The organism is Actinomadura sp. NPDC049382 (assembly GCF_040677125.1).
Lineage (GTDB): Bacteria > Actinomycetota > Actinomycetes > Streptosporangiales > Streptosporangiaceae > Spirillospora > Spirillospora geliboluensis.
The window spans coordinates 1-24,371 of the sequence record NZ_JBFARO010000054.1 but is presented as its reverse complement, the minus strand read 5'-3'; the positions used below and the strand labels follow the sequence as shown (position 1 = coordinate 24,371).

The 24,371-nt window shown below is 73.4% G+C and carries 23 protein-coding genes; 16 read left to right on the top strand and 7 right to left on the bottom strand.

Going from position 1 to position 24,371, the window contains the following annotated elements; all coding sequences use genetic code 11:
• Positions 1-94 precede the first annotated feature (94 nt).
• Both AB0K34_RS27140 and AB0K34_RS27135 read left to right on the top strand, forming a co-directional pair.
• Positions 95-1,243 carry a low temperature requirement protein A gene (locus tag AB0K34_RS27140; RefSeq protein WP_364551686.1) on the top strand — a complete coding sequence of 383 codons (1,149 nt, stop codon included), beginning with the start codon at positions 95-97 and terminating at the stop codon, positions 1,241-1,243.
• Positions 1,244-1,284: 41 nt separating this feature from the next.
• Complete coding sequence (locus AB0K34_RS27135; protein ID WP_364551684.1) at positions 1,285-2,439, top strand: cytochrome P450; 1,155 nt, start codon at positions 1,285-1,287, stop codon at positions 2,437-2,439.
• A gap of 8 nt (positions 2,440-2,447) precedes the next feature.
• Here AB0K34_RS27135 and AB0K34_RS27130 read toward each other — a convergent pair whose 3' ends face one another.
• Positions 2,448-3,335, bottom strand: coding sequence for a hypothetical protein (locus tag AB0K34_RS27130; protein ID WP_205719132.1), 888 nt, complete (start codon positions 3,333-3,335; stop codon positions 2,448-2,450).
• Between AB0K34_RS27130 and AB0K34_RS27125 the strand changes: the two genes are divergently transcribed.
• The 4 genes from AB0K34_RS27125 (at position 3,321) to AB0K34_RS27110 (ending at position 6,753) form a co-directional block, all read left to right on the top strand.
• Positions 3,321-4,067 carry a hypothetical protein gene (locus tag AB0K34_RS27125; protein ID WP_364551682.1) on the top strand — a complete coding sequence of 249 codons (747 nt, stop codon included), beginning with the start codon at positions 3,321-3,323 and terminating at the stop codon, positions 4,065-4,067. The genes AB0K34_RS27130 and AB0K34_RS27125 overlap by 15 nt on opposite strands.
• Positions 4,057-5,013, top strand: a complete 957-nt coding sequence (gene pip, locus AB0K34_RS27120) for a prolyl aminopeptidase (protein ID WP_364551680.1) — start codon at positions 4,057-4,059, stop codon at positions 5,011-5,013. Before AB0K34_RS27125 ends, pip begins: the two co-directional genes overlap by 11 nt.
• A gap of 310 nt (positions 5,014-5,323) precedes the next feature.
• Positions 5,324-6,211: an NBR1-Ig-like domain-containing protein gene (locus AB0K34_RS27115; protein ID WP_364551677.1), complete on the top strand. Its 888-nt coding sequence runs from the start codon at positions 5,324-5,326 to the stop codon at positions 6,209-6,211.
• A gap of 131 nt (positions 6,212-6,342) precedes the next feature.
• On the top strand, positions 6,343-6,753 hold the full coding sequence (locus AB0K34_RS27110) for a hypothetical protein (protein WP_138635346.1): 411 nt from the start codon (positions 6,343-6,345) through the stop codon (positions 6,751-6,753).
• 50 nt (positions 6,754-6,803) lie between these two features.
• Here the strand turns inward: AB0K34_RS27110 and AB0K34_RS27105 are convergent, their stop codons facing one another.
• From AB0K34_RS27105 to AB0K34_RS27095, 3 genes are all read right to left on the bottom strand, one after another.
• Positions 6,804-7,214 (bottom strand): RNHCP domain-containing protein, encoded by a 411-nt coding sequence (locus AB0K34_RS27105; RefSeq protein WP_364551675.1) that lies wholly within the window; start codon positions 7,212-7,214, stop codon positions 6,804-6,806.
• Between the two features lies 1 nt (position 7,215).
• Complete coding sequence (locus AB0K34_RS27100; protein WP_176200462.1) at positions 7,216-7,551, bottom strand: RNHCP domain-containing protein; 336 nt, start codon at positions 7,549-7,551, stop codon at positions 7,216-7,218.
• A gap of 214 nt (positions 7,552-7,765) precedes the next feature.
• Positions 7,766-8,785 (bottom strand): aminotransferase class V-fold PLP-dependent enzyme, encoded by a 1,020-nt coding sequence (locus AB0K34_RS27095; protein WP_364551672.1) that lies wholly within the window; start codon positions 8,783-8,785, stop codon positions 7,766-7,768.
• Positions 8,786-8,929: 144 nt separating this feature from the next.
• On the opposite strand from AB0K34_RS27095, the gene AB0K34_RS27090 reads away from it, so the two are divergent.
• Entirely contained in the window at positions 8,930-9,898 is a 969-nt protein-coding gene (locus AB0K34_RS27090; RefSeq protein WP_138635350.1) for an ATP-binding cassette domain-containing protein, read from the top strand.
• Positions 9,895-10,680 carry an ABC transporter permease gene (locus tag AB0K34_RS27085; RefSeq protein ID WP_138635351.1) on the top strand — a complete coding sequence of 262 codons (786 nt, stop codon included), beginning with the start codon at positions 9,895-9,897 and terminating at the stop codon, positions 10,678-10,680. The genes AB0K34_RS27090 and AB0K34_RS27085 overlap by 4 nt, the downstream gene beginning before the upstream one ends.
• Here the strand turns inward: AB0K34_RS27085 and AB0K34_RS27080 are convergent.
• The 3 genes from AB0K34_RS27080 to AB0K34_RS27070 all read right to left on the bottom strand — a co-directional run bounded on the left by AB0K34_RS27080 (position 10,658) and on the right by AB0K34_RS27070 (position 15,652).
• Entirely contained in the window at positions 10,658-13,774 is a 3,117-nt protein-coding gene (locus AB0K34_RS27080; protein ID WP_364551668.1) for a BTAD domain-containing putative transcriptional regulator, read from the bottom strand. The two genes, AB0K34_RS27085 and AB0K34_RS27080, sit on opposite strands and share 23 nt — an antisense overlap.
• A gap of 77 nt (positions 13,775-13,851) precedes the next feature.
• Positions 13,852-14,718, bottom strand: a complete 867-nt coding sequence (locus AB0K34_RS27075) for an HAD-IB family hydrolase (protein ID WP_301173984.1) — start codon at positions 14,716-14,718, stop codon at positions 13,852-13,854.
• A 307-nt stretch (positions 14,719-15,025) separates the two neighbouring features.
• A complete protein-coding gene (locus AB0K34_RS27070; protein WP_138639350.1) occupies positions 15,026-15,652 on the bottom strand; it encodes a sigma-70 family RNA polymerase sigma factor in 627 nt (208 codons plus the stop codon).
• Between the two features lie 154 nt (positions 15,653-15,806).
• On the opposite strand from AB0K34_RS27070, the gene AB0K34_RS27065 reads away from it, so the two are divergent.
• From AB0K34_RS27065 to AB0K34_RS27030, 8 genes are all read left to right on the top strand, one after another.
• Entirely contained in the window at positions 15,807-17,087 is a 1,281-nt protein-coding gene (locus AB0K34_RS27065; protein WP_138639349.1) for an antibiotic biosynthesis monooxygenase, read from the top strand.
• Between the two features lies 1 nt (position 17,088).
• The gene (locus AB0K34_RS27060; protein ID WP_364551663.1) at positions 17,089-17,340 is read left to right on the top strand and encodes a glutaredoxin family protein; all 252 of its coding nucleotides are present in this window, start codon (positions 17,089-17,091) and stop codon (positions 17,338-17,340) included.
• Between the two features lie 280 nt (positions 17,341-17,620).
• Positions 17,621-18,361, top strand: a complete 741-nt coding sequence (locus tag AB0K34_RS27055) for a redox-sensing transcriptional repressor Rex (protein ID WP_364551660.1) — start codon at positions 17,621-17,623, stop codon at positions 18,359-18,361.
• Between the two features lie 78 nt (positions 18,362-18,439).
• The gene (locus tag AB0K34_RS27050; RefSeq protein ID WP_364551658.1) at positions 18,440-19,945 is read left to right on the top strand and encodes a glutamyl-tRNA reductase; all 1,506 of its coding nucleotides are present in this window, start codon (positions 18,440-18,442) and stop codon (positions 19,943-19,945) included.
• A gap of 47 nt (positions 19,946-19,992) precedes the next feature.
• Positions 19,993-20,862 carry a hydroxymethylbilane synthase gene (hemC, locus tag AB0K34_RS27045; RefSeq protein ID WP_240808271.1) on the top strand — a complete coding sequence of 290 codons (870 nt, stop codon included), beginning with the start codon at positions 19,993-19,995 and terminating at the stop codon, positions 20,860-20,862.
• A 128-nt stretch (positions 20,863-20,990) separates the two neighbouring features.
• Positions 20,991-22,520, top strand: a complete 1,530-nt coding sequence (locus AB0K34_RS27040) for a uroporphyrinogen-III synthase (RefSeq protein ID WP_274704646.1) — start codon at positions 20,991-20,993, stop codon at positions 22,518-22,520.
• Between the two features lie 17 nt (positions 22,521-22,537).
• Positions 22,538-23,521, top strand: a complete 984-nt coding sequence (gene hemB / locus AB0K34_RS27035; protein ID WP_364551656.1) for a porphobilinogen synthase — start codon at positions 22,538-22,540, stop codon at positions 23,519-23,521.
• 179 nt (positions 23,522-23,700) lie between these two features.
• On the top strand, positions 23,701-24,291 hold the full coding sequence (locus AB0K34_RS27030; protein WP_240808268.1) for a bifunctional DNA primase/polymerase: 591 nt from the start codon (positions 23,701-23,703) through the stop codon (positions 24,289-24,291).
• Positions 24,292-24,371: the final 80 nt, after the last annotated feature.

Sequence of the window (24,371 nt, the reverse complement as noted above, 5' to 3'; positions counted from 1 at the left end):
CCCGACCGCCCCAGTTTATTTCGCCCGGCTCCGGGAGCACGCCCGGCCCGCTCGATTCTCCGGCGCGGGCGGGCCGCCGCTCTAGGGTGAGCGGATGCCGTCGATCCGCACCCGGATGGTTCCGCGCGACCTGGCCGAACCGCACCGCGCGTCCAGCCCGCTGGAACTGCTCTTCGACCTGACCTTCGTCGCGGCCGTCTCGCAGGCCGCCGGACGGCTCGCCCACGCGATCGAGCAGGGCCACGCGGGGGACGCCGTCGCGCCGTTCCTCGCCGTGTTCTTCGCCATCTGGTGGGCGTGGATGAACTTCACCTGGTTCGCGTCCGCGTACGACACCGACGACGTCCCGTACCGGGTCATGACGTTCGTGCAGATGGCGGGCGTCCTGCTCCTCGCGGCGGGGGTGCCCGCCGCGTTCGACGGCGACTTCGCCACGGTCACCTTCGGGTACCTCCTCATGCGGGTCGGCCTGGTCGGCCTGTGGCTGCGCGCAGCGGCCGCCCATCCGGAGGGGCGCGCGACGGCGCTCCGCTACGCCGTGGGCGTCTCGCTCGTCCAGGTGCTGTGGGTGTCCCGGCTCGCGCTGCCGGGCGGAGGGCCGTGGTGGGTGTTCCTCTTCCTCGTCCTGCTCGACCTGTCCGTGCCGCCGATCGCCGAGCGCAGCGGCATGACGACCTGGCACCCGCACCACATCGCCGAACGGTACGGGCTGTTCACGATCATCCTGCTCGGCGAGAGCGTCCTCGCCGCGACGAACGCCGTGCAGGACGTCGTCGCGCACGGCCTGCACGCCGACCTCGTCACGATCGCGCTGGCGGGCCTCGCCATCCTGTTCACGCTCTGGTGGATCTACTTCTCCGAACCCGCCGGCGAGGGGCTCGCGGCCCGCCGCGACTGGTGCTTCGTCTGGGGCTACGGCCACTACCTGATCTTCGCGGCGCTGGCCGCGCTCGGCGCCGGGCTGGAGGTCGCGGTCGCCTCGGCCGGGGAGGCGCACGTGGACGAGCAGACCGCGGTCGCCGCCGTCGCCGTCCCGATCGCCGTGGTCCTCGTCATGCTGTGGGCCCTGCACGCGCCCATGCGGCGGACCGTCCTGCGGCCCGAACTCATCGGGATCACGGCGGTCCTCGTCCTGCTCACCGCGTTCGCCGCCCCCGGCATCGGCGTCGCCGGCGGCGTCATCGTGATCGCGGCCCTGCTCGTCCTGCTGCTGGCCGCCACCCTGGCGCGGCGCGCACAATGAGGAGTCCGTGCATGATCGAGCGGCCCTGAGGTGGAGGCGCCATGGACGTCCCGTTCGACCCGTTCGCCGGTCCGGGACCGGCCGGGCAGGCCCATCCGCGCCTGGACGAGCTGCGCGAGGCGCATCCGGCGTTCCGCAGCACCGCCGGGCGGGGCTTCTGGGTGCTGACCCGCCACGACGACGTCCTCACCGCGTTACAGGACCCGGCGACGTTCTCCAGCCGCGCGATCGCCGTCAGCGACCCGAACCCGCCGTACCAGTGGATCCCGGTCATGCTGGACCCGCCGCTCCACACGACCTGGCGGCGCCTGCTCCGCCCGTTCTTCACCCCGGTGGCCGCCGCAGCCCTCCGCGACCGCATCACCCGGCACTGCGCCGGCCTGATCGACGGCCTCGTCGCCAAGGGCTCGTGCGACTTCGTCACCGACTTCGCCCGGCTGTATCCGACGACCATCTTCCTGGAGCTGATCGGCCTCCCGATCGAGCGGTTCGAGGAGTTCCTGGCCTGGGAGTACGCCATCCTGCACGCGCCGCCGTCCAGCGGCGGGCGGGCCGCGGCCATGGCGGAGGTGGCCGCCTGCTTCACCGAACTGATCGCCGACCGCCGGGCGCACCCCCGCGACGACCTCGTCAGCGCCGCGACCTCCTTCACCGTCGACGGGCGTCCCGTCACCGACGAGGAGCTGCTGCAACTCTGCACGCTGCTGTTCCTCGCCGGGCTCGACACCGTCGCGGCGCAGCTGTCCTACATCTTCTGGCACCTGGCCGGGCACGACACCGACCGGGCCCGCGTCACCGCCGACCCGGACGCCGTCCCCGACATGATCGAGGAGATGCTCCGCGCCTACGCCATCGTCCTGCCGGCGCGCAAGCTCACCCGCGACGTCGAGCTGCACGGCTGCCCGATGAAGGCCGGGGACATGGTCATGCTCCCGCTCGCGATGGCGAACCGCGACCCCCGCGCCGTGCCCGCCGCGCCGTCGTCGGTCGACCTGGACCGTCCGCCGACCCGCCACCTGGCCTTCGGAGCCGGCCCGCACCGCTGCCTCGGCACCCACCTCGCGCGCCTCGAACTGCAGGTCGCGCTGACCGAGTGGCACGCCCGGATCCCCGACTACCGGATCACGCCCGGGGAGCGTCCGCTCGAACACGCCAGCCTCGTCCTCGGGCTGGACACGCTGCCGCTCAGCTGGTGAGGCCCGCCTCAGTAGGGGAAGTCCTCCGCCTCGTCGACGTAGCGGGCGAGCCACGGCGCCACGTTCGGGCGGGGGAACGCCTCCAGGTCGTTGAGGTAGTGCTCGGGCGCGAGGAGCTGGTCGTCGGGGAACGGGCCGTCGCCGTAGTCGTAGCTCACGGTCGCCTCGCCGCGGTCGGTGACGGTCAGCACCAGCCGCCACCAGGGCCCGGCGGGCATCTCCGCCGCGGCGAGCCGCTGGTCGCGGACGAGCACGGCGACCGGCTCCGGCACCGGCGCGACGACCGTCCGCCGGCGGGACGTGAACCGGAGATGGGCGATCTCGGCGGACACCGTGAACGCGAACTCCGCGCGCAGCCACTCCCATCCCGGCGGCCCGAGCATGGCCAGTTCCTGCACGATCGGCTCGATCAGCCGCGCGGCCCGCGCCGCCTCCGCGCCGCCCGCGCCCGCCGCGCCGCCCGGCTCGGGGCCGACGACGGTGAACTCGCCGGCGGCCGGCCCGTCCTGGTCGCCGTCCTGCTCCAGCCAGCGCACGAACTCGGCCATGTACTCGTCGGCGTCGAGCCCGGCGCGCGGGGGCCACGTGTCACGCGGGGGCCGCGGGTCGTTCCCGGACTGGACGGCGCGCTCCCGCGCGGTGAACTCGTCCTGCGCGACCTGCGGCGGCACCGACGACGACACCTCCTCGACGCGGCCGGAGTCGCCCACAAGGAACACCGACCGCCCCACCGGGAGGTCGAGGAACGCCATCGGGTCGCTCTCGTCGACCTCCACCGGCGCGTACACGCTCCAGCCCGCCGCGAAACGGTCCGCCGCCAATCCGGTCGTGGGGTAATCCAGGCCGTGCGAGCGGATCCATTCCACCACGAGGGAAATCGCTTGCGCGGCGTCCATTCGTCCGGCCTCCTGCGTGTCGTTCAGGTCACCCTATGTGGTGAGCCGGTCGCACGGAAGCGGCCCGGCGATACCGGAGCGCGGAGGCGCATCTCACAGCGCGGGCCCTTTCCCGGCGCGGCACGGAAGGACCACTCTGAACCGATGGAGGCGACCATCGCCGGTGACCACATCCTTTTCCAGCGGTACGGCTTTCGGGGGGCCACGGTCCACCCCGCCGGGATGATCACGCGTGAGCGGATCCGCGACGCCGACTGGAAGGCCATGCGACCCGAGATCCGGACGACCTCCGGCGAGACCCTGTTCCTCTCTTGGCGGCAGCAGGCCGAGCTTGAACGGTTCTGCGGCCGCAACGGCGTCGTGAGGAGATTCCGCTTCGACGTCTGGGGAGATCTCCTCGAACCGTTCCTCGACACCCGCTTCGAGCCCGAACAGGAACGCGCGACCCTCGCCCGATTGGGCGGCGCCGGATTCTCCTCGCGGGAGGTCGCCGAGATCCGGCGGCGCCTCACTCCGCTGATGCACGCCTACAACTTCGACGCCATGGTGTGGGAGTGGGCCTATCTCGGCTTGTTCGACCTCCTCAACGCCGCGAATGCGCCCGTCGTCGACCAGGGCATCCGGGACGGGCTCGGTGAACCGGCGGCGTTCTACGACTGGACAATGGCGATCGCCGACCGGCCGCGTTCGTCCGAACTCGGAATCGAGGGAAGCGAAGCAGATGCATCCTGAGCGCGCGCCGTACGAGACGGGAATGCTCGATGTCGGTGACGGCGAGCGGGTGTACTGGGAGGTCAGCGGCAATCCCCGGGGAAAGCCGGCGCTGGTCGTCCACGGCGGCCCCGGGTCGGGGCGCAGCCCCGGCATGCGCCGCTTCTTCGACCCGGAGCGCTACCGCGTCGTCCTGTTCGACCAGCGCGGCTGCGGGCGCAGCACCCCGCACGCGAGCGACCCGGAGACGGGCCTGGAGCACAACACCACCTGGCATCTTGTCGCCGACATGGAACGGCTCCGCGAGCACCTCGGCATCGAGCGCTGGCTGCTGTACGGCGGTTCGTGGGGTTCGACGCTGCTGCTCGCCTACGCGGAGGAGTACCCGGAGCGCGTGTCGGAGATCGTCATCGCGAGCGTCACCACCACGCGGCGATCGGAGATCGACTGGCTCTACCGGGGCGTCGGACGCTTCTTCCCCGAGCAGTGGGAGCGGTTCGCCGCGCGCGCACCCGGTGCCCGGACCGGCGGCGAGATCACCGCCGCCTACGCGCGCCTGATGGAGCATCCCGACGCCTTCATGCGGGAGCAGATCGCGGCCGACTGGTGCGCCTGGGAGGACGCCGTCCTGTCCGGGGAGACGAAGGGCGCGGCGAACCCGTACGGCGATCGCCCGCCGGCGGCGCGGTTGGCGCTGGTGCGCATCTGCGCCCACTACTTCTCGCACGGCGCGTGGCTGGACGAGGGAGTGCTGCTGCGGAAGGCGAGCCGGCTGGCGGGCATTCCGGGCGTGCTCGTCCACGGGCGGCTGGACATGGGCGGGCCTCTCGGCACGGCCTGGGAGCTCAGCCGGGCCTGGCCCGGCTCGGAACTGATCGTCGTGGAGGACGCGGGCCATCTGGGGAGCGCGGCGGTGCGCGGCCATGTCGTCAGGGCTCTCGACGCCTTCGCGGCGGGAGCGGCGTGATCCCCGAGGACGCGATTTAGCCGGAACCGGCCACGGCTGCGAGGTTTGAGCAAGGGCGCCGCGGGTGAAGCGCCGGGGTCCGCCGGTGGCGCGGCTGCGTGACCTGGGGCCGTCAGTGCGTCCTGACAGCGCTTTCACCGGCGGCGTCATACCGGCGTTGGTCCACTGAAAATTGCGATGGTTGCGCCGGGAATAGGACTTCTGCAAGATCATGGCTGGTGTACTCCGCGCGTCCGGGAAACCGCGGCGCGCGGCGGGACCTCCGTCACCGATCGCCTCCGGTCAGCGGACGGCAGGACTGGAGCAAGCCTTGCCCGAGGGCGCCAGCTCAACGCCGGCGGAAGGAAAGCGAGAGCGGCAGGAACGGTTCGCCAGGGACCTGCGGGCCCTGCGCGCCGCCGCGGGCAACCCGTCGTTCCGCACCATGGCCGGCAAGTCGGGCACCGTCAGCCACACGACGCTGCACGAGGCGGCGAAGGGCATCCGCTTCCCGAGCTGGCTGACGACGAAGGCGTTCGTCGAGGTGTGCGGCGGCGACGTCGAGGAGTGGCGCGCCCGCTGGTCCGCCGCGCTCGGCACCGAGGAGGCCCCCGAGGCCGAGGCTGGCGTCGAGGCGGAGCCGGTCGCGGCCGCGGACGACCCGGACGAGCACCGGGACATCGTCGAGGTGCCGGGTGACGGCCCCGGGAGGCCGGTGCGCAGGTACGTCGTCGTCGGTGCGGCCTGTTGCGGGCTGCTGATCGCCGGGGCGGCGTCCTGGTACCTGCGGCAGGCCGACGATGACGTGCGTCCCGGGACGCGCGCCACCGAGGCCCGGGAGACGCCGCCGCCCAGCCCTCTCATCAGCGGCGACAGGAGCACGTTCGTCGGCGACGTCACCATTCCCGACGGGACGTCGGTGAAAGTCGGCCGGCGGTTCGTCAAGACGTGGGAGATCAGGAACAGCGGGACCGCGCAATGGCACGGACGATTCCTGCAAAGGGCGGATCTGCCGGCTGACAACGGAACCTGCTCAACGCCCGGAAAGGTCCGGGTCCCCGACACCGCGCCCGGAAAGCGAGTACGGATCAGCGTCCCCGTCGTCGCGCCGAGCCGTCCGGGCTCCTGCTGGGTCGGCTGGAAGATGGTGGACGGCCGCGGACAGCAGTTCCTCCCCGGTGCCAGACCCATCTACTTCGTGGTCAACGTCGTCGAGTAGCAGGTACGCCCGTCCCACGGCTGTCAGACAATGTCACGCCTTGTCAGGTGCCATACCGGACAACACCGCCCACTGCGAGTCTGGGGCCGTCCGCGCTCGAACGGACCCCGAACAGAAGGGCGATCGACGTCATGAACCTCGCCAAGACGGCCCTGGCCGGCCTCCTCGCCGTGCCCGCGGTCGTGGGAATTCCCGCCGTCGCCAACGCCGAATCCGCGCCCGGCTGCTCCGGCACCGTGCAGATCGGCAGCACCGCGCACATCTACTCGGGCGGCCAGACCTTCGCCTCGGTGAAGCAGTTCAAGGGCTGCGGAAAGAACTGGTCCTACGTGTACGTGTGGGAGGGCTACCGCAATTCGCACAGTTCCTGGAACGCGTGCGCCGCCGTCGGCGACAACAACACCAGGACGCTCGAAGGCACACAGTGCCGGACCAAGGCCAAGGAGGTCTGGTCGCTCGGTACCAACACCCTCGCGCACTGCACGCAGGCCATCGGCTGGATCCCGAACGGCGCGTCCGCCAAGACGAGCGAGCGCTGCTGAGAAGAGGAACCCGCCGTGGGCGGTGCCGGCGGCACCGCCCACGGGGGCTCTCACAGGGTGAGCATCGTGCGGGTGGCGATGGCCCCGTCCTGGAGCGGTTTCAGGGCCAGGCGCATCAGGACCAGCACGTTGTCGTCACCGGCGATGCGGTTGGCGCTGACCTTCTCGCAGGTCTGGCACTGATGGATGATCATCCACTCGCCGTCGGAGCGCGCGGACAGCGTCAGCGGCTCCATGCGCCGGCGGCACGCGGACGCCCGGTCCCCCGGAACGCGGTGGTCCACGTGCAGGCTGACCAGGCAGTTCGGGCAGTGGTTGCGGTGGGCGCTGCCCGGCGCGTCCAGGGACACGTCGAGCCGGCACCCCACGCAGCGGAAGGCGCCGGCGCGCCCGCCCTCGAGGTGCAGGACGTCCTTGTGCCGCTGGGGCCGCCGCCCCCGCGGGCTCTTTCGCCGCGGCATGTCAGAACGACCCGAACGGTTCGAGCGGGAACGGCGGCTGCGCCAGCGGGCGCACCGCCATGCGCATGAGGATGAGCTGGTTGTCGTCCGAGCACACCGGGTTGGACGTGAGCAGGTCGCAGCCCACGCAGCGATGGATGACCATCCAGTCGCCGGTGCGGAGCACCGCGATGGCGATGGGCATCATGCGCGAGCGGCAGTCGCTCCGGCCGCCTTCGATGTGGTCGGTGACGTGCTCTGAGTGCAGGCACGCAGGGCAGTGGTTGCGGCGCGTACCGTCGGACGCGCGGACGGTGACGGTCAGACCGCATTTGATGCAGAGAAAGGTGTCGGACACCCGGATGCTCCTTGCTGAGAGTCGTCAAAAGACAGCAAGAGGCGGCCGAGCGGTCTCGGCGAAACGGCTACGGAATGCGCCGAGTAACGCTCGGCACGGGCCGGGACATAAACCCTCTTCCTAAGGCACAAGGCCAGGTACATGCGATCTGGTCGGCTCACCAGCGTAGACACCGCCCCACGCCGCACGCGACTGGTTTTCCCGGCCCTCCGTGTCAGGTCAGCGCTGCGATGGCGGTGTCAACGTCGGCTTCCGTTGTGTAGAGGTGGAAGGCCAGGCGTGCCGCGCCGTTGCGGACGGATGCCCGGATGCCCGCCGCCGCGAGCCGCTCGGCCGCGTCCGGGCGGGTGACGGTGGCGATCGCGCTGTCGCCGGGCGGCAGACCGAGGCCGCTCCGGAACCGGTTGGCCATCCGCAGGTCATGGTCGTGGATCGGGCCTATGCCGATCTCCAGGAGCAGTTCCAGCGCGGGGGCGGCCGCGACGTAGGAGAACCAGGGCGCGGCGATGTCGAACCGGCGGGCGTCCTCGGCCAGCCGCAGCGGCGGGCCGTAGGAGGCGTCGCCGTCACCGGCGTACCAGTTGGCGGCGAGCGGCCGGATGCGGTCGCGCACGGCCGGGCTCACGTAGCAGAAGGCGGTGCCGCGCGGGCACATCAGCCATTTGTAGGCCGAGACGGCGAGGACGTCGAAGGACGTCGCGTCGACCGGGAGCCAGCCGACCGCCTGGGTGGCGTCGGCGACCACGAGCGCGCCGTGCGCGCGTGCTGCGGCGACGACCTCGGCCGCCGCGGCGACCTCGCCCGTCGCGGACTGGACGAGGCTGAAGGCGACCGCGTCGGTGCGCTCGTCGATCGCGCGGGGCAGGTCGGCGGGCGGCACCGTGCGCACGTCGAGGTCATGCACGAGCCAGGGGAACAGGTTCGAGGTCTGTTCGATGTCGGGGACGACGACCCGCGAGCCGGGCGGCAGCGAGGCCGCGACCGGGGCCAGTACCTGCGAGGCGGAGGCGCCCACGGCCACGTCGCCGGGCGCGACGCCGACCAGGCGCGCGAACGCGGTGCGCGCCCGACCGGTGGACCGGTCCCATTTGTCCCAGCCGGTGGCCCCGCGGCGCCACTCGGCCAGCGCGCTCTGCAGCGCGTCGAACGCGGGCGCCGGCGGTACGCCGTAGCTCGCGGTGTTCAGCCATCCCGGCTCCAGGTCCCATAGATGTACCGCGTCAGCCAGATTCACCCTGGTGAGCCTAAAAGGGGGCAGAGAGGCAGCCCGCAGTGGGTGCGCGGGCGAGTGGCCCGGCGCTTGCGGGTGCCGGGTCGCGAAACCTTGTGAAGCCGGGGTGAAAGCGAGGTGAAGGCGGGGAGCCGCAGTGTTCTCCGCATGGCGATAGAGGCGAGGCAGACGGCCATCTCGGTGGTCGGGCTGCGGAAGGCGTTCGGGGAGAAGACCGTCCTCGACGGGCTGGACCTGGAGGTGGCGCGCGGGACGGTGTTCTCGCTGCTCGGGCCGAACGGAGCGGGGAAGACGACGGCGGTGCGGATCCTGTCGACGCTGATCCGGGCGGACGGCGGCGAGGCGCGGGTCGCCGGGTGCGACCTGATGCGCGACCCCGACGGGGTGCGCAGGGCGATCGGTGTCACCGGGCAGTACGCGGCGGTGGACGGGCTGCTCACCGGGCGGGAGAACCTCATCCTGATGGCCGACCTCCACCATCTGGGGAAGGCCGCCGGGCGGCGGGCCGCCGACGAGCTGCTGGAGCGGTTCGACCTGGTGGAGGCGGCGGGCCGGACCGTCGCGACGTACTCGGGCGGGATGCGGCGGCGGCTCGACATCGCGATGACGCTGATCGGGAGCCCGCAGATCATCTTCCTGGACGAGCCGACGACCGGGCTCGACCCGCGCAGCCGCCGGACGACCTGGGAGATCGTCCGCGGCCTGGTGCGCGGCGGCGTGACGATCTTCCTGACCACGCAGTACCTGGACGAGGCCGACCAGCTCGCCGACCGCATCGCGGTGCTGGACGGCGGCCGGATCGTCGCCGAGGGGACGTCCGAGGAGCTGAAGCGGCTGGTGCCGGGCGGGCACGTCCGGCTGCGGTTCGCCGGGCCGGGCGAGCTGGACGCGGCGGCGCGCGTGCTCGGCGAGGCCGCGCGGGACGACGACGCGCTCGCGCTGCAGGTGCCGAGCGACGGCGGCGTCCGGTCGCTGCGGGCGCTGCTCGGGCGGCTGGAGGACGCGGCCGTCGAGGTCGGCGAGCTGTCCGTGCACACCCCCGACCTGGACGACGTGTTCCTCGCCCTCACCGGCCAGAAGGAGCAGAAGGAGCAGAAGGAGCAGGTCGCACGATGAGCGCGCTCGCACTGGCGATGACCGACTCCGCGACGATGCTGCGCCGCAACCTGCGGCACGCGCTGCGGTACCCGTCCCTGACGCTCGCGGGCATGATGATGCCGATCTTCATCATGGTGCTGTTCGTCGGCGTGTTCGGGAACGTGCTCGGGGACGGCGTCGGCGGCGCCGCCAAGGGCGACTACATCAACTACGTGGCGCCGGGGATCATCCTGATGGGGATCGCGTCCGGGTGCCTGCAGACGTCGGTCTCGGTGTGCGTCGACATGACCGAGGGCATCGTGGACCGGTTCCGGACGCTCGGCATCGCGCGGGCCTCCCTGCTGACCGGCCACGTGATCGGCAGCATGGTCCAGACGCTGCTGAGCACGGTCGCGGTCGTCGGCGTGGCCGTCGCGATGGGGTTCCGGGCGAGCGGGAGCGTCCTCGACTGGCTCGCCGCGGCGGGGCTGCTGGTGGCGCTCACGTTCGCGCTGACGTGGGTGGGCGTCATGCTCGGGCTGCTGGCGAAGAACCCCGAGGGCGCGAGCAACACGCCGATGATCGTGCAGTTCCTGCCGTTCTTCGGCAGCGCGATCGTCCCGCCGGAGTCGATGCCGGCCGGGGTGCGGTGGTTCGCCGAGTACCAGCCGTTCACGCCGATCAACGAGACGCTGCGCGGCCTGCTGACCACGTCGCCGGACGGGGCCGACGCGACGGCGGCCGCGGCCTGGTGCGCGGGGCTCGCCGTGGCCGGCTACACGGCGTCGAAGGTGCTGTTCAACCGGAAGGCGCCTCGGTAGCGAGCGCCCGCGCGGCGTTCCAGAGGCCCTCCCGGGAGAGGCCGGCGTACTCCGCCGCCGCGGCGCGGTACGCCGGCTCGTCGGCGTCGAGGGCGGCGCGGCGGGCGGCGGCGGGGGACATGGTCGGCTGGAAGGACCGGCTGAAGTGCATCCGCTCCGCCAGCGCGATCCGGCGCGCGGCGCGGGTCCGGTCCTCGTCGATCATGGCGAGGGCCAGCAGGAGCGCGCCGCAGATGGGCAGGTCCATGACGGCGGGCGGCAGCGGGTGCGCCGCCTCGGCCAGCAGCGCGGACAGCTTGCCGGGCAGCCCTTCGGCGAGGTCTTGGACGAGGTCGAGCCGCCCGTGCCGCGCATGGGCGACGACGGTGACGCAGTGGGTGTCCACCGTCCACGGGTCGAGGCCGAGCGCGGGGGCGGGGAGTTCCTCGTCCGCGAGGCGCGACGCCGCCTCCCGCCACAGGCGCAGGCCCGTCTCGACGTCGCCGCGCCCGAACGCGATCTCCGCGCGCGCGCCGAGGCTGAAGGTGGCCATGCCCGGCGAGTCGTAGGGACCCTCGGAGATGGACTGCTCCAGCAGCCGCTCCGCCTCGTCGAGCCGGCCGAGGTGGAGGTGGACGGCCGCGAGCGCCCACAGCAGCCCGAACATGTCGGGCCAGCCGTAGCGGTCGAGGAAGTCCAGCGAGGCCCGCAGGTGGTGCGCGGCCTCCGCCGGCCGGTCGACCTGCATCAGCAGCTCGCTGAGCCGCGAGTGGGCGATCAGCCGCAGCCAGGGCGAGGGGGCGGTCTCCGCCGCCTCCGCCATCGCCTCGGTGGCCTCCAGCGCGCCCGGCAGGTCGCCCTCGTGCTCGCGGATGTAGCCGGTGACGCAGTCCGCGAGGGCCGCGAGCAGCGGCCGGTCGCCGGCGCGCATCCGGTCGAGCGCCGCGCAGTCGGGGCCCAGGATCTCGGGCGCCGACCCGACCAGGACCGCCAGCGCCCGGACGAGGCCGTCCGGCTGCACGGGCGGGAGCCGGCGCAGCGCGACGAGCGCGCGGGTGACCCGCGGCCCCTTCAGCATGACCGTGGTGAGGACGCTCAGCGCCAGCGCCGTCCGGGTGACGCCGACGTCCCGCGGGCCGGGGCGGAACCGGCTCAGCACGCCGGCGGTCTCCTCCACCACCGTGATCATCCGGCTGAAGGCGGACTCCAGCGTCCACAGGCCGCCCAGCACCGCCGTGGCCGCCGCGACCGCGGGGCCGTCCCGCCGGGCGAGCCCGTGCCGGAGCGCCTGGAGGAGGTTGTCCTGCTCGGCGCGGACGCGGTCCAGCGGCGCGACGGGATCGGCCCCGAACAGCTCCTCGTGGTGCGCCGCGCCGAACTCGCGCGCCCAGGCGAGCAGCCCGTCCACCGCGCGCTCCGTCTCCCCTTCGGCCTCGCGGTGGGACGCGCTGAACTCGCGGACGCTCTCCAGCATCAGGAACCGCGTGCCCGCGCCGTCCTCGGCCGTGGCGAGCAGCGATTGGCCGACGAGGTCGTCCAGGACGTCGAGCGCGTCGCCGTCCAGCAGGTGGCGGGCCGCGTCCAGGGTGAAGCCGCCGGAGAAGATCGACAGCGCCCGCATCGCGGCGCGCCGGGACGGCGACAGCAGGGCCCAGCTCCAGTCGACGACGGCGTGCATCGTCCGGTGCCGGGACGGCGCGTCGCGGGCGTTCCCGCGCAGCAGCGCGAACCGGTCGTCCAGCCCGCGGGCGATCTCCGGCACCGACATGACCCGGACGCGCGCCGCCGCCAGCTCCACCGCGAGCGGCAGCCCGTCGAGGTGCCGGCACAGCTCCTCGACGGTGCCGGGCGCCAGGCGCACGCCGGGACGCGCGGCCGAGGCCCGCTGCCGGAACAGCTCGACCGCCGCGTCCAGGCCGAGCGCGGGCAGCGGGTACACCGACTCCGACGACAGGCCCAGCGGCGCGCGGCTGGTGGCCAGCACCCGCACGTCCCGCGTCATCGACACCAGGGCGCCGACCAGGGCGGCGACGCCGTCGACGACGTGCTCGCAGTTGTCCAGGACGAGCAGGACCGGGCCGGGGCCGAGCGCGTCCACGATCCCGGGGAGCGTCCCGCCGGGGCGGCGCGGCGCCCGCCGGGCCTCGCCCACGCCGAGCACCGACGCGACCTCGCCCTCCACGTCCCCGTCCCGCGCGACGCCGGCCAGCGTGACGACGTGCACCGCGCGCTGCGGCGCGTCCCGCGCCACCGCGTGCGCCAGCCGCGTCTTGCCGAGCCCGCCCGTGCCCACGATCGAGGTGACGCGGGACGTGCGCAGCAGCTCCAGGACGGCGGCGAGGTCGCCGTCGCGGCCGAGCAGCGGGTTCGGCTCGTGCGCGACACCGCGCCGGACCACCGGGGCCTCGTCGCGCAGCAGGTCCTCCTGGACGCCTTGCAGGGCCGCGCCGGGGTCTGTCCCGAGCGAGTCGCGCAGCGAGCGCCGGTAGGTCTCGTAGCGGGCCAGCGCGGCGGACGGCCCCGCCGTCGCGGCCTCGCATCGCAGCAGCTCGGCGAGGACCTCTTCGTCGCGCGGGTACTCGTGCGCGACAGCGCGCAGCGCGTCGAATCCCTCCTGATGCCGTCCGAGCCGGGCCAGCGCAAGCGCGCGCGCACGGCGCAGCGTCCCGTAGGTCGAGGTGCGCTCGGCCCGCAACACGGAGAGGGGGTCGCTGCCTTCATCCGGTGTCGGCGGCCCGTCCCACAGTGCGAGCCCTTCCTCCGCATGCGCCAGCGCCGCTGCGTGGTTCCCGTCCCGGGCGGCCTGTGCACTCGCCTCCGCAGCGAGCAGCACGGCGCACGCGTCCACCTCGGACTCGTCGAGCCCCAGCCGGTACCCGGTGGGCGTGCTCTCGATGACGTCCGCGCCTAGCTGCGACCGCGCGCGCGACACCACGACCTGGAGCGCCTTGGCCGGGTTCTCTGGACGATCGTCCGCCCAAAGCCCTTCGACCAGTCGCGCAACGGACGCACCGCCCCGCGCTTCGGCGGCGAGCAGCGCGAGCAGCCCTCGCACCCGTGGGCTCGTGACGTCCCGCCCCCGGCAGGCGACCCGCGACAGCAACGTCAGTTCCACGGGGACAGCGTAGGGCGTACCCGAAAAACGCGATAGGTCTCGACTTCGCGCCCGGGCGCGGACGAGGAGGGCGCGGGTCAGGCGCGGTAGTGGCGGCGCAGGGCCACGCCGGCGGCGACGCCGCCGGCCAGGGCGCCTGCGCCCGCGGCGGCCGGGAGGGCGATCATGGTGACCTTGCGGCCGGTGCGGAAGTCGTGGATCGGCCAGCCGTGGTCGCGGGCGTGGGCGCGCAGCTCGGCGTCGGGGTTGACGGCGTGCGGGTGGCCGACGGCGGTCAGCATCGGCAGGTCGTTGATCGAGTCGCTGTAGGCGGAGCAGCGGGCGAGGTCGAGGCCCTCCCGGGCGGCGAGCGCGCGGACGGCCTCCGACTTGGCCGGGCCGTGCAGCAGGTTGCCGACGAGCCGGCCCGTGTAGACGCCCTCGCGGGTCTCGGCGACGGTGCCGAGCGCGCCGGTGAGGCCGAGGCGGTGCGCGATCGTGCGGGCCACCTCGACGGGCGTCGCGGTGACGAGCCAGACCTGCTGGCCCGCGTCCAGGTGCCCGAGGGCGAGGGTGCGGGTGCCGTGCCAGATGCGGTCCGCCATCACCTCGTCGTAGATCTCCTCGCTCAGCCGGACGATCTTGTCGACCCGCTGCCCGGCGACGAAGGCGAGCGCGGCCTCCTTCGCGCTGCCGATGTGCTCGGAGTTCTCGCTGCCGCGCAGCCGGAACGCGGCCTGCCCCCAGGCGAACATCGCGAGGTCGCGCATGGTGAACAGCTTGCGGGCGGCGAGCCCCCGCGCGAAGTAGTAGATGGACGCGCCGCGCATCATCGTGTTGTCCACGTCGAAGAACGCCGCGGCGGCGGGGTCCGGCACGGGCAGCGGACCGGGCGGGGCCGCTGCCGCCGCGGCGGCCTCCCCGGCGCTCTTGTGGTCCACGTCGCGTTGCCAGAATCGCCGCATGAGGCGAAGCCTAGTCAACCGCCTCCCCGCGCCCCTCCTCCCGGCGGCGGTTGCGGCACTCTTCATCCCGGTCGCCCGCGGCCGCCACCAGCCGTTCACGCAGTACTTCGCGGAACCGCGGATCCGGCCCCGTCCCCCCGCCCGCCCGCAGCCGGGCGAGCACGTTCCCCTGCTCGATGGTGCTTCCTCGTCTCGTCTTCACAGCCCGGTTCTCATCGGCCGCTCCCTCGCGGTGTGCCGGGCGCGCCTGCGCCTCTGACCGGAGAAACGATCGGGCGGTGGGCCGGGTTACGGCCCACCCGGCGCGTCAGCGGCGCAGATCGTCGGGGAGCATGCGCGCGAGGGAGCGGACGGCGCGGTACTGCAGCGCCTTGATGGCGCCCGGCTTCTTGCCCATGACGAGCGCGGTCTCGGCGACCGACAGGCCGTGCAGGAACCGCAGGACGACGCATTCCTGCTGCTCCGAGCCGAGCCGCCGGACGGCGAGCAGCAGCGTCCGGTTGGTCAGCGCGTCGAGGACGGTCCGCTCCGGCCCCTCGTGGTGGCGGGCCGGCTCGATCAGCTCGGCGGTGCAGACCTCCAGCCGGTAGCGGCCGGACTTGAAGTGGTCGGCGACGAGGTTCCGGGCGATCGTCACCAGCCAGGCGCCGAAGTCCTTGCCCTGCCAGTGGAAGTCGCAGATGCGGCGGAGGGCGCGCAGGAACGTCTCGCTCGTCAGGTCCTCGGTGAGGGAGTGCGTCCCGACCCGGTAGTAGATGTACCGGTAGACGAGCTCGACGTAGTGGTCGTAGAGGGAGCCGAACGCGTCGGCGTCGCCGTCCCGGGCGCGCAGGACCAGCGCCTTCAGGACCTCCGCCCGGTCGGATCCGGGCTCGGCGCGCCGGGAACGCCGAGGAAGCGGGATGACCCCGGCATCGAGGGACAAGCTGCTCATGCAGTTCTCCTCGGGGCGTACGCGACCTCCGGCGTGATCTGCCACTCTAGATACCGGAAGGTACGGGAAGCAATGGCCGGTTTCGTGGGGCCTTTCCCGCTCTTCGGCGGCGCGGTTACCCGTCCGCTCGCGGCATCGGGCACCATTAGGCGCGATGGTCTCCGCTCTTCTCGCGCTTCTGGCGACCCTTGGCGCCCTGGCCGCCACCGGGTTGCTGGTTCAGCGCGCCCACAAGGACCGGCTGCTCTACCTCATCGCGTGGTCCTTCACCCAGGTCGGGCTGACGCTCGCGCTGCTGTGCATGGCCCTCGGCTTCATGATGGGGTTCAACGGCCCGCTGTTCCGGGTCATGGAACTCGGCGCCGCGCTGATCGGGCCGGTGTGGCTCGCGCTCGGCATGGTCGAGCTGATCGCGCGCTACGTGCAGGTGCGGTTCGCGGGATGGCTCTTCGCGATCTCCTACACGGTGGTCGCGATCGTGATCCTCATCCTGGACCCGCTCAAGGGCTCGCTGTCCAAGAGCCTGCCCAAGCCGGGCTCCACCTACGACGCGCTGCCGCTGCTGCTGATCGACGGCGCGCACGTCGTCGCGGTGGTGTCCCTGGCCGCGTGCACCGGCGTCACCGCGTGGCTCGCGAGCAAGCAGGACCAGGAGGCCGCCGAGCTGCTGATCCCGGTCGCGCTGGTCGCGCTCGCGGGCGTGCTGGTCGTCAGCGGCACCCGCGGGTTCCTGCCGGCGCCGCTCGCGGTGATCGCGCTCGGCGCCGCGGTCGGGCTCGTCTGGTACGGCGCGATGCGCACGATCCCCGTCTACGACGAGGACGGCGACTACGACGAGTACGAGGGCTACGACGACCAGGACGGCTACCGGCCCGCGACCGGCTACGAGGAGCAGCCGTACGCGGCGAAGCCCGAGCCCGTCCCGGCGCCGACCCCCTCGCCCGAGCCGCGGCGCGGCGAGCTGCGCTTCCCGGAGCCGTCGGTCGAGGAGCTGCGCTTCTCCGACAACCCGGCCGGGCCGACCGCCGTCGACGGCCTGGGCGGCCCCGCCGGGCTGCCCGGCCTGCCGGGCGCCCCGGTGCCCGCGCCCGGCGGTGACCTGGCGAACGCGTGCGGCCAGATCACCGTCTACACGCTGCTGGACGGCCGCGAGGACGCCTTCGACCGGCTCGCCGCCGACCTGGTGAAGGCCGCGCTGGCGGCCGAGCCGGACACGGTGATCTTCGCCTGCCACGAGGTGGTCGGCGGCCCCACGCAGCGGATCTTCTACCAGCTCTTCCGGGACGAGGCGGCGTTCGCCGCGCACCGGGGCCAGGCGCACCTGCGCCGGTTCCTGGCGGAGTCGCGCACGCACGTGCTGGCCACGAACGTGATCGAGTTGAAGCTCGGCCCGGCCAAGGTGCCGCTGCCGGCGCCGGGGGTCCCCGGGAGGTGACATGCCGGACGAAATCATGATCACGCTGCTCGGCAAGCCGGGCTGCCATCTGTGCGACGACGCCCGCGCGGTGATCGAGCGGGTCGCCGGCGAGCTCGGCGTCGCGTGGGAGGAACGCGACATCACGAAGTCGGAGGCCGACTACGAGCGGTACTGGGAGCAGATCCCGGTCACGCTGGTCAACGGCGTCCAGCACGACTTCTGGCGGGTCGACGAGGACCGGCTGCGCGCCGCCGTCGGCAAGCTCCGCTGACCGGCGAAAACCCGCCGGGGGTGTCGGGTCGGTCACATCCGAACGACATTCGGGTTGTGGGCCCGTAGGCTGGAAGGCCCAGTGGGGCGGCGTTTCCGCGCGTCCGCCCGGCCCGTCCGACCGGGGGGTGACTTTGTGCGCGTGTTCACAAAGGCTTAACCTGGTGGCCAGCCCTGGGGGCGGTCGGGCCGCGGTCGTCAGGCCGTTACCGAGCCGCGCAGGCCGGGGCGAGGGGGCCATCCGGCGCCCCGTCCCCAGCGTCGAGCTTGAAGAGCAGGCCGTGACACCTCGACAGAACCGGCACCGCGACCGCGCGGGCCGCGGCATCCCCGAAGCCACCGTGGCGCGGCTCCCGGTGTACCTGCGGGCGCTCACCGGGCTCCAGGAGCGCGGCGTCGCGACCGTCTCCTCCGAGGAGCTGGCGGCGGCGGCCGGCGTGAACTCGGCCAAGCTCCGCAAGGACCTGTCCCACCTCGGCTCCTACGGCACGCGCGGCGTCGGCTACGAGGTCGAGTACCTCGTCTACCAGATCTCCCGCGAGCTCGGCCTCACCCAGGACTGGGTGATCGCCATCATCGGGGTCGGTAACCTGGGCCGTGCGCTGGCCGGCTACGGCGGTTTCGCGTCCCGCGGCTTCCGCGTGGCGGGCCTGCTGGACGCGGACGAGGCCATCGTCGGACAGGAGATCTCCGGCATGACGGTGGCGCACATCGACCGGCTGGAGGACATCATCGCGGGCCACGGCGTGTCCATCGCCGTGATCGCGACCCCTGCGGGCGCCGCCCAGGGAGTCTGCGATCGCGTGGTGGCCGCGGGCGTGACCAGCGTCCTGAACTTCGCCCCCGGCGTGCTGTCGGTGCCCGACGGGGTCGACGTGCGCAAGGTCGACCTGTCGATCGAGCTGCAGATCCTCGCGTTCCACGAGCAGCGCAAGGCCGGCGGGCCGGACGGCTTCGCCCCGCTGGCCGCGGGCGACGCGCCGCCCGGGACTTCGCAGTACGTAGAGACGGTTGAGGCATGAGCGCGGTCGAGCGGGGGACCGGAACCGGAACGGCGGCGGGGCGGGCGTGAGGCGGGCGATCATGAGCGAGGACGCGGCATGAGCATTCTGGTGGTGGGTCTCAGTCACCGCAGCGCGCCCGTGGCGGTGCTGGAGCGGGCGGCGGTGGCCGGGGACGACCTGGCCAAGCTGCTGCACGCGGTGCACGACTCGGCGAACGTCGTCGAGGCCGCGATCGTCTCGACGTGCAACCGGGTCGAGATCTACGCCGTGGTCGACAAGTTCCACGGCGGCGTGTCCGCGATCTCCGAGCTGCTGGCCCTGCACTCCGGCGTCCCGATGGACGACCTGTCCCGGCACCTGTACGTCCACTACGAGGAGCGGGCCGTCCAGCACGTGTTCGCGGTGGCGTGCGGGCTGGAGTCGATGGTCGTCGGCGAGGGCCAGATCCTCGGCCAGATCCGGCAGGCGTTCAAGCTCGCGCAGGACGAGGGGACGCTCGGCCGCGACCTGCACGACGTCCTGCAGCAGTCGCTGCGGGTGGGCAAGCGCGCCCACCACGAGACCGGCATCGACAAGGCCGGCGCTTCGCTGGTCAGCGTGGGCCTGGACGTCGCCGCCCGGCACCTCGGCCCGCTGGACGGGGTGCGCGCGCTGGTGGTCGGCGCCGGGTCGATGAGCTCGCTGGCCGCGGCCACGCTGAGCCGCGCCGGGGCGGGCGAGGTGGTGATCGCCAACCGCACGCACGCGAACGCCGTCCGCCTCGCCGAGTCGCTGGACGCCCCGTCCCGCGCGATCGACCTGGCCGACCTGGACGACGCGCTCGCCGGCGCCGACCTCGTGGTGTCCTGCACCGGCGCGACCGGCCTGGTCCTGACGGCCGCGCAGCTGGCGGCGCGCGGCGTCGGGGACGACGGCCGGCGCCGCTTCTTCCTGGACCTGGCGCTCCCGCACGACATCGAGCGGTCCGTCCGCGAGCTGCCCGGCGTCGAGCTCGCCGGGCTGGACGACCTGCGCACCGCGCAGGAGGCCGCGAGGGCGATCGGCCCGGCGGCCGTCGAGGCGGTCCGGCGGATCGTGTGCGAGGAGGTCGAGGCGTTCCTCAGCGCCGCCCGCGCCGCCGCCGTCGCGCCGACCGTGGTCGCGCTGCGCAGCAAGGCGGCGAAGGTGGTGAACGCGGAGCTGGCCCGGCTGACCGGCCGGCTGCCGGAACTGGACGACCGGGACCGCAAGGAGATCGAGCAGACCGTGCGGCGCGTGGTGGACAAGCTGCTCCACGCGCCGACCGTCCGGGTCAAGGAGCTGGCGGCGGCGCCGGGCGGCGACTCCTACGCCGACGCGCTGCGCGAGCTGTTCGACCTGGACCCGAAGGCCCCCGAGGCGGTGGCCCGCGCCGACATGCGCGAGGACGAGCCCGCGGCCGAGATCGCGCCGGAGTGCGCGGAGGCGGACTGCGTCAGCCCCGCGCCCGTGTCGGCGAACACCGTGGCGAGCGCCGTGCCGCCGGACGGTGTCAACGTGGAGACGGTGAACGCCCAGGCCGCGAGCGTCCGGGCGGTCAGCGCCCGGCACGCGGCCCCGGGGCGTGAAGGAGACGAGACGTGACTACTGGCAAGGGCCGCGCGCTGCGGCTCGGCACCCGCAAGAGCCTGATGGCGACGACGCAGTCGCAGGGCGTCGCGGACGCGTTGACCCGGCTGACCGGGCATGCCGTGGAGCTGGTCGGGGTAACGACGCAAGGTGACGTCTCCAAGGCCCTGCTCGCCCAGATCGGCGGCACGGGCGTGTTCGTCAACGCCCTCCGCGACAAGATCCTGTCCGGTGAGGTGGACTTCGCCGTGCACTCGCTGAAGGACCTGCCGACCTCGGAGACGCCGGGCATCGCGCTGGCCGCGACGCCGCGCCGCGACGACCCGCGGGACGCGCTGTGCGGGCCGTCCAAGCTGGCCGACCTGCCGCGCGGCGCCCGCGTCGGCACCGGCTCGCCGCGCCGGGTCGCGCAGCTGCGCGCGCTCCGCCCGGACCTGGAGATCGTGCCGATCCGCGGCAACGCCGACACCCGGCTCCGCAAGATCGCCGACGGCGAGCTGGACGCCGTGGTGCTGGCGCACGCGGGCCTGAAGCGCATCGGCCGGCTGGCGGAGGTCGGCGAGGTCTTCGACCCCGACCAGATGCTGCCCGCGCCCGGCCAGGGCTCGCTCGCCCTCGAATGCCGCGCCGACCGCACCGACCTGCTGGAGCTGCTTGGAACGGTCGACGACGCCCCGACCAGGCGCGCCGTCACCGCCGAGCGGACGATCCTGGCGGTGCTGGAGGCGGGCTGCTCCGCTCCCGTGGGAACATACGCTGCCGAAGTAGATGAAGAGCTGCATCTGACCGCGACCGTCGCCGCGTACGACGGGAGCCGGCAGATCAGGCTGTCCGCAAGCGGCCACCCGGATGCCGCCGAGCAGATCGGCCGCGACCTCGCGGCCCGGCTGCTCGCGCAGGGGGCCGACCAGTTGATGGGGGAGCGCGATTGAGCCCCGCCGCGAAGAGCACCGCCGCCGAGAGCAGGGCGGGCGAGAGCAAGGCCGCCAGGAGCACCAAGGGCGCGGCCCCGGGCGCGTCCCCGGCGGCGCGCCGGACGACGGAGCCGGGGACGGTCGCGATCGTCGGCATGGGCCCGGGTGACCCGGGGCTGCTGACGCTGCGCGCCGCCGCCGAGCTGGAGCGCGCCGACACCGTCATCGTCAGCCGCGCGCACTGCCCCGACGACGTCCTCGCGCACTGCCGCGCGGACGCCGAGATCGTCGACACCGCCGAGGGCGACCCGGTGAAGATGGCCGTCCGCGCCGCCAAGGCCGGCCGGCGCGTGGTCCGGATGTTCGCCGGCGACCCGGGCGTCGCCTGCGGACTGGCCGCCGAGGGCGCCGCGCTGCACAAGGCGGGCGTGCCGTTCGAGGTCGTGCCGGGCGTGTCCGCGGTGACCGGCGTGCCGGGCTACGCGGGCATCCCGCTGACCGACCCCGAGCACCGCGAGTTCCGGTTCGTGGACGCCTCGTCCGGCGGCGTCGACTGGGAGGCGTTCGCGAGCGACTCCGCGACGCTCGTCATCACCGGCGCGGAGGGCGCGGTCGCCGACGTGGCCAAGGGCCTGGTCGCGGCCGGGCGCCCCGACTCCACCCCGGCCGCCATGACGAGCCTCGGCACCACCACCGAGCAGGAGACGGTCGTCTCGACGCTGAGCAGGCTCGCGGCCGACACCAAGGGCATGGAGTCGCCCGCCATGATCATCGTGGGGGACGTCGTGGCCTGGCGCGACCGGCTGTCGTGGTTCGAGACCAAGCCGCTGTTCGGCTGGCGGGTGCTGGTGCCGCGCACCAAGGAGCAGGCCGCGACCCTGTCGGACCAGCTCCGCGGGTACGGGGCCGTCCCGGACGAGGTCCCGACGATCTCCGTCGAGCCGCCGCGCACCCCCCAGCAGATGGACCGTGCCGTCAAGGGCCTCGTCACCGGCCGCTACGAGTGGGTGGTGTTCACCTCCACCAACGCGGTCAAGGCGATCCGGGAGAAGTTCGTCGACTACGGCCTCGACGCCCGCGCGTTCGCCGGGCTGAAGGTCGCCGCCGTCGGCGAGCAGACCGCGGCCGCGCTGGTCGAGTTCGGCATCCAGCCCGACCTCGTCCCGGCCGGGGAGCAGTCCGGCGAGGGCCTGGCCCGCGAGTGGCCGCCCTACGACGAGGACCTCGACCCGATCAACCGGGTGCTGCTGCCGCGCGCCGACATCGCCACCGACGTGCTGATCGCCCGGCTGACCGAGCTCGGCTGGGAGTGCGAGGACGTGACCGCCTACCGGACGGTCCGCGCCGCGCCGCCGCCCGCCCCGATCCGCGAGGCGATCAAGGGCGGCGGGTTCGACGCGGTGCTGTTCACCTCGTCGTCCACGGTGAAGAACCTGATCGGCATCGCCGGCAAGCCGCACAACGTGACGGTGATCGCGGTGATCGGGCCGCAGACCGCCAAGACCGCGCAGGAGTACGGGCTGCGCGTCGACGTGATGGCGGAGAAGCCGTCGGTATCGGCCCTCGCCGAGGCGCTCGCGGAGTACGGTGCGAACCGGCGGGCGGCCCAGATCGAGGCGGGGGACCCGCTCCGCAAGCCCAGCCAGATGCGCCGGGGGGCCCGGCGCCGGAAGTAGACCATCCAGAGGAACCCATGTCCGCACAGTTTCCCGTCGCCCGGCCGCGGCGGCTGCGCCGCACGCCCGCGCTGCGCCGGCTGACCGCCGAGACGCGGCTCGCGCCGGCCGATCTCATCCTGCCGATGTTCGTCAAGGAGGGGATCACCGAGCCGCAGCCGGTCGCGTCCATGCCGGGCGTGTTCCAGCACACCCGCGACAGCCTGCGCAAGGCCGCGCACGAGGCGGCCGAGGCCGGCGTCGGCGGCATCATCCTGTTCGGGATCCCGGCGGTGAAGGACGGCACCGGCTCCGGCGCCGACGACCCCGACGGGATCGTCCAGCTCGCGCTGCGCGACCTGGCGGCCGACCTCGGCGACGCCGCCGTCGTCATGACGGACCTGTGCCTGGACGAGTACACCGACCACGGGCACTGCGGCATCCTCACCGACGCGGGCGAGATCGACAACGACGCGACGCTGGAGCGGTACGCCTCGATCGCGGTCGCGCAGGCCGCGGCGGGCGCGGCCGTGGTCGGCCCGTCCGGCATGATGGACGGCCAGGTCGGCGCGATCCGGGGGGCGCTGGACGCCGCCGGCCACCCCGACGTCGCGATCCTGGCGTACTCGGTGAAGTACGCGTCGGCGTACTACGGCCCGTTCCGCGACGCCGCCGAGTGCGCGCCGCAGTTCGGCGACCGCTCCACCCACCAGCAGGACCCGGCGAACGCCGACGAGTCGATCCGCGAGGTGCTCCTCGACCTCGACGAGGGCGCCGACATGGTCATGGTGAAGCCAGCGGGCGCCTACCTCGACATCGTCCGCCGCGTCCGCGACACGGTGGACGTGCCCGTCGCCGCCTACCAGGTGAGCGGCGAGTACGCGATGATCGAGGCGGCCGCCGAGAAGGGCTGGATCGACCGCGAGCGCACCATCATGGAGTCGCTGGTCTCGATCCGCCGCGCCGGCGCCGACATGGTCCTCACCTACTGGGCGACCGAGGCCGCCAGGATGGCGTCCTGACGCAGGCCAGGACGGTCCCTAGTTACTTAGGGTCGTTTTCTGGGGGTTGCCGTGTCTGGGCGTGACACGTACGGGCATCATCGGTAACCAAGGAACCCACGCGCGACCTTGGGCTATTGGGGGGCGAGATGCTGGCGGTCACTGGGCACAGGCGGCAGAAGGCGGCACGGAACAACCGGATGGCCGCGGTCGCGCGGGAGTACGCGGAGCTCGGATGGCCGTGCTATCCGGGCGCCCACGTCGGCGCCGACCGGGCGTGCTCCTGCGACCGGATCGGGTGTCCCGACCCGGGCGCGCATCCGGTATCGGCGGCGTGGGCGCACCAGGCCAGCGTCGACCCCGACGTGATCGCGCGCTGGTGGGAGAAACGCCCGCAGGCCAACATCATCCTGCCGACGGGCCGGGTCTTCGACGTGTTCGACGTCCCGGCCGCCGCCGGCGCCATCGCCCTCGACCGGATCGAGCGGGACGAGCTTCCCGTCGGTCCGGTCGCGTCGTTCGGGGGCGAGCGGTACCTGTTCTTCGTCGCGACCCGCGGCGCGCCCGTCGACGAGGACGAGTGGTGGTCGTGCCACCTCGACACCCTGCCGGAGGACGTCGCCGAGACGCCGGGCATGCGGTGGCACTGCCGCGACAGCTACGTGGTCGCGCCGCCGTCCGTGCTGCCGTACGGGCGCGAGGTGGCCTGGGTGCGGCCGCCCGAGCGCGACTCGCTGCCCGACCCGCTGCGCCTCCTGGAGGTCCTCGCGGACGCCTGCGAGGGCGCCTGACCCAGCGCGGCGCCTGACTCGGCGCGGCGCCTGACTCGGCGCGGCGCCTGACTCAGCGCCGCGCCCGACACAGCGCCGCC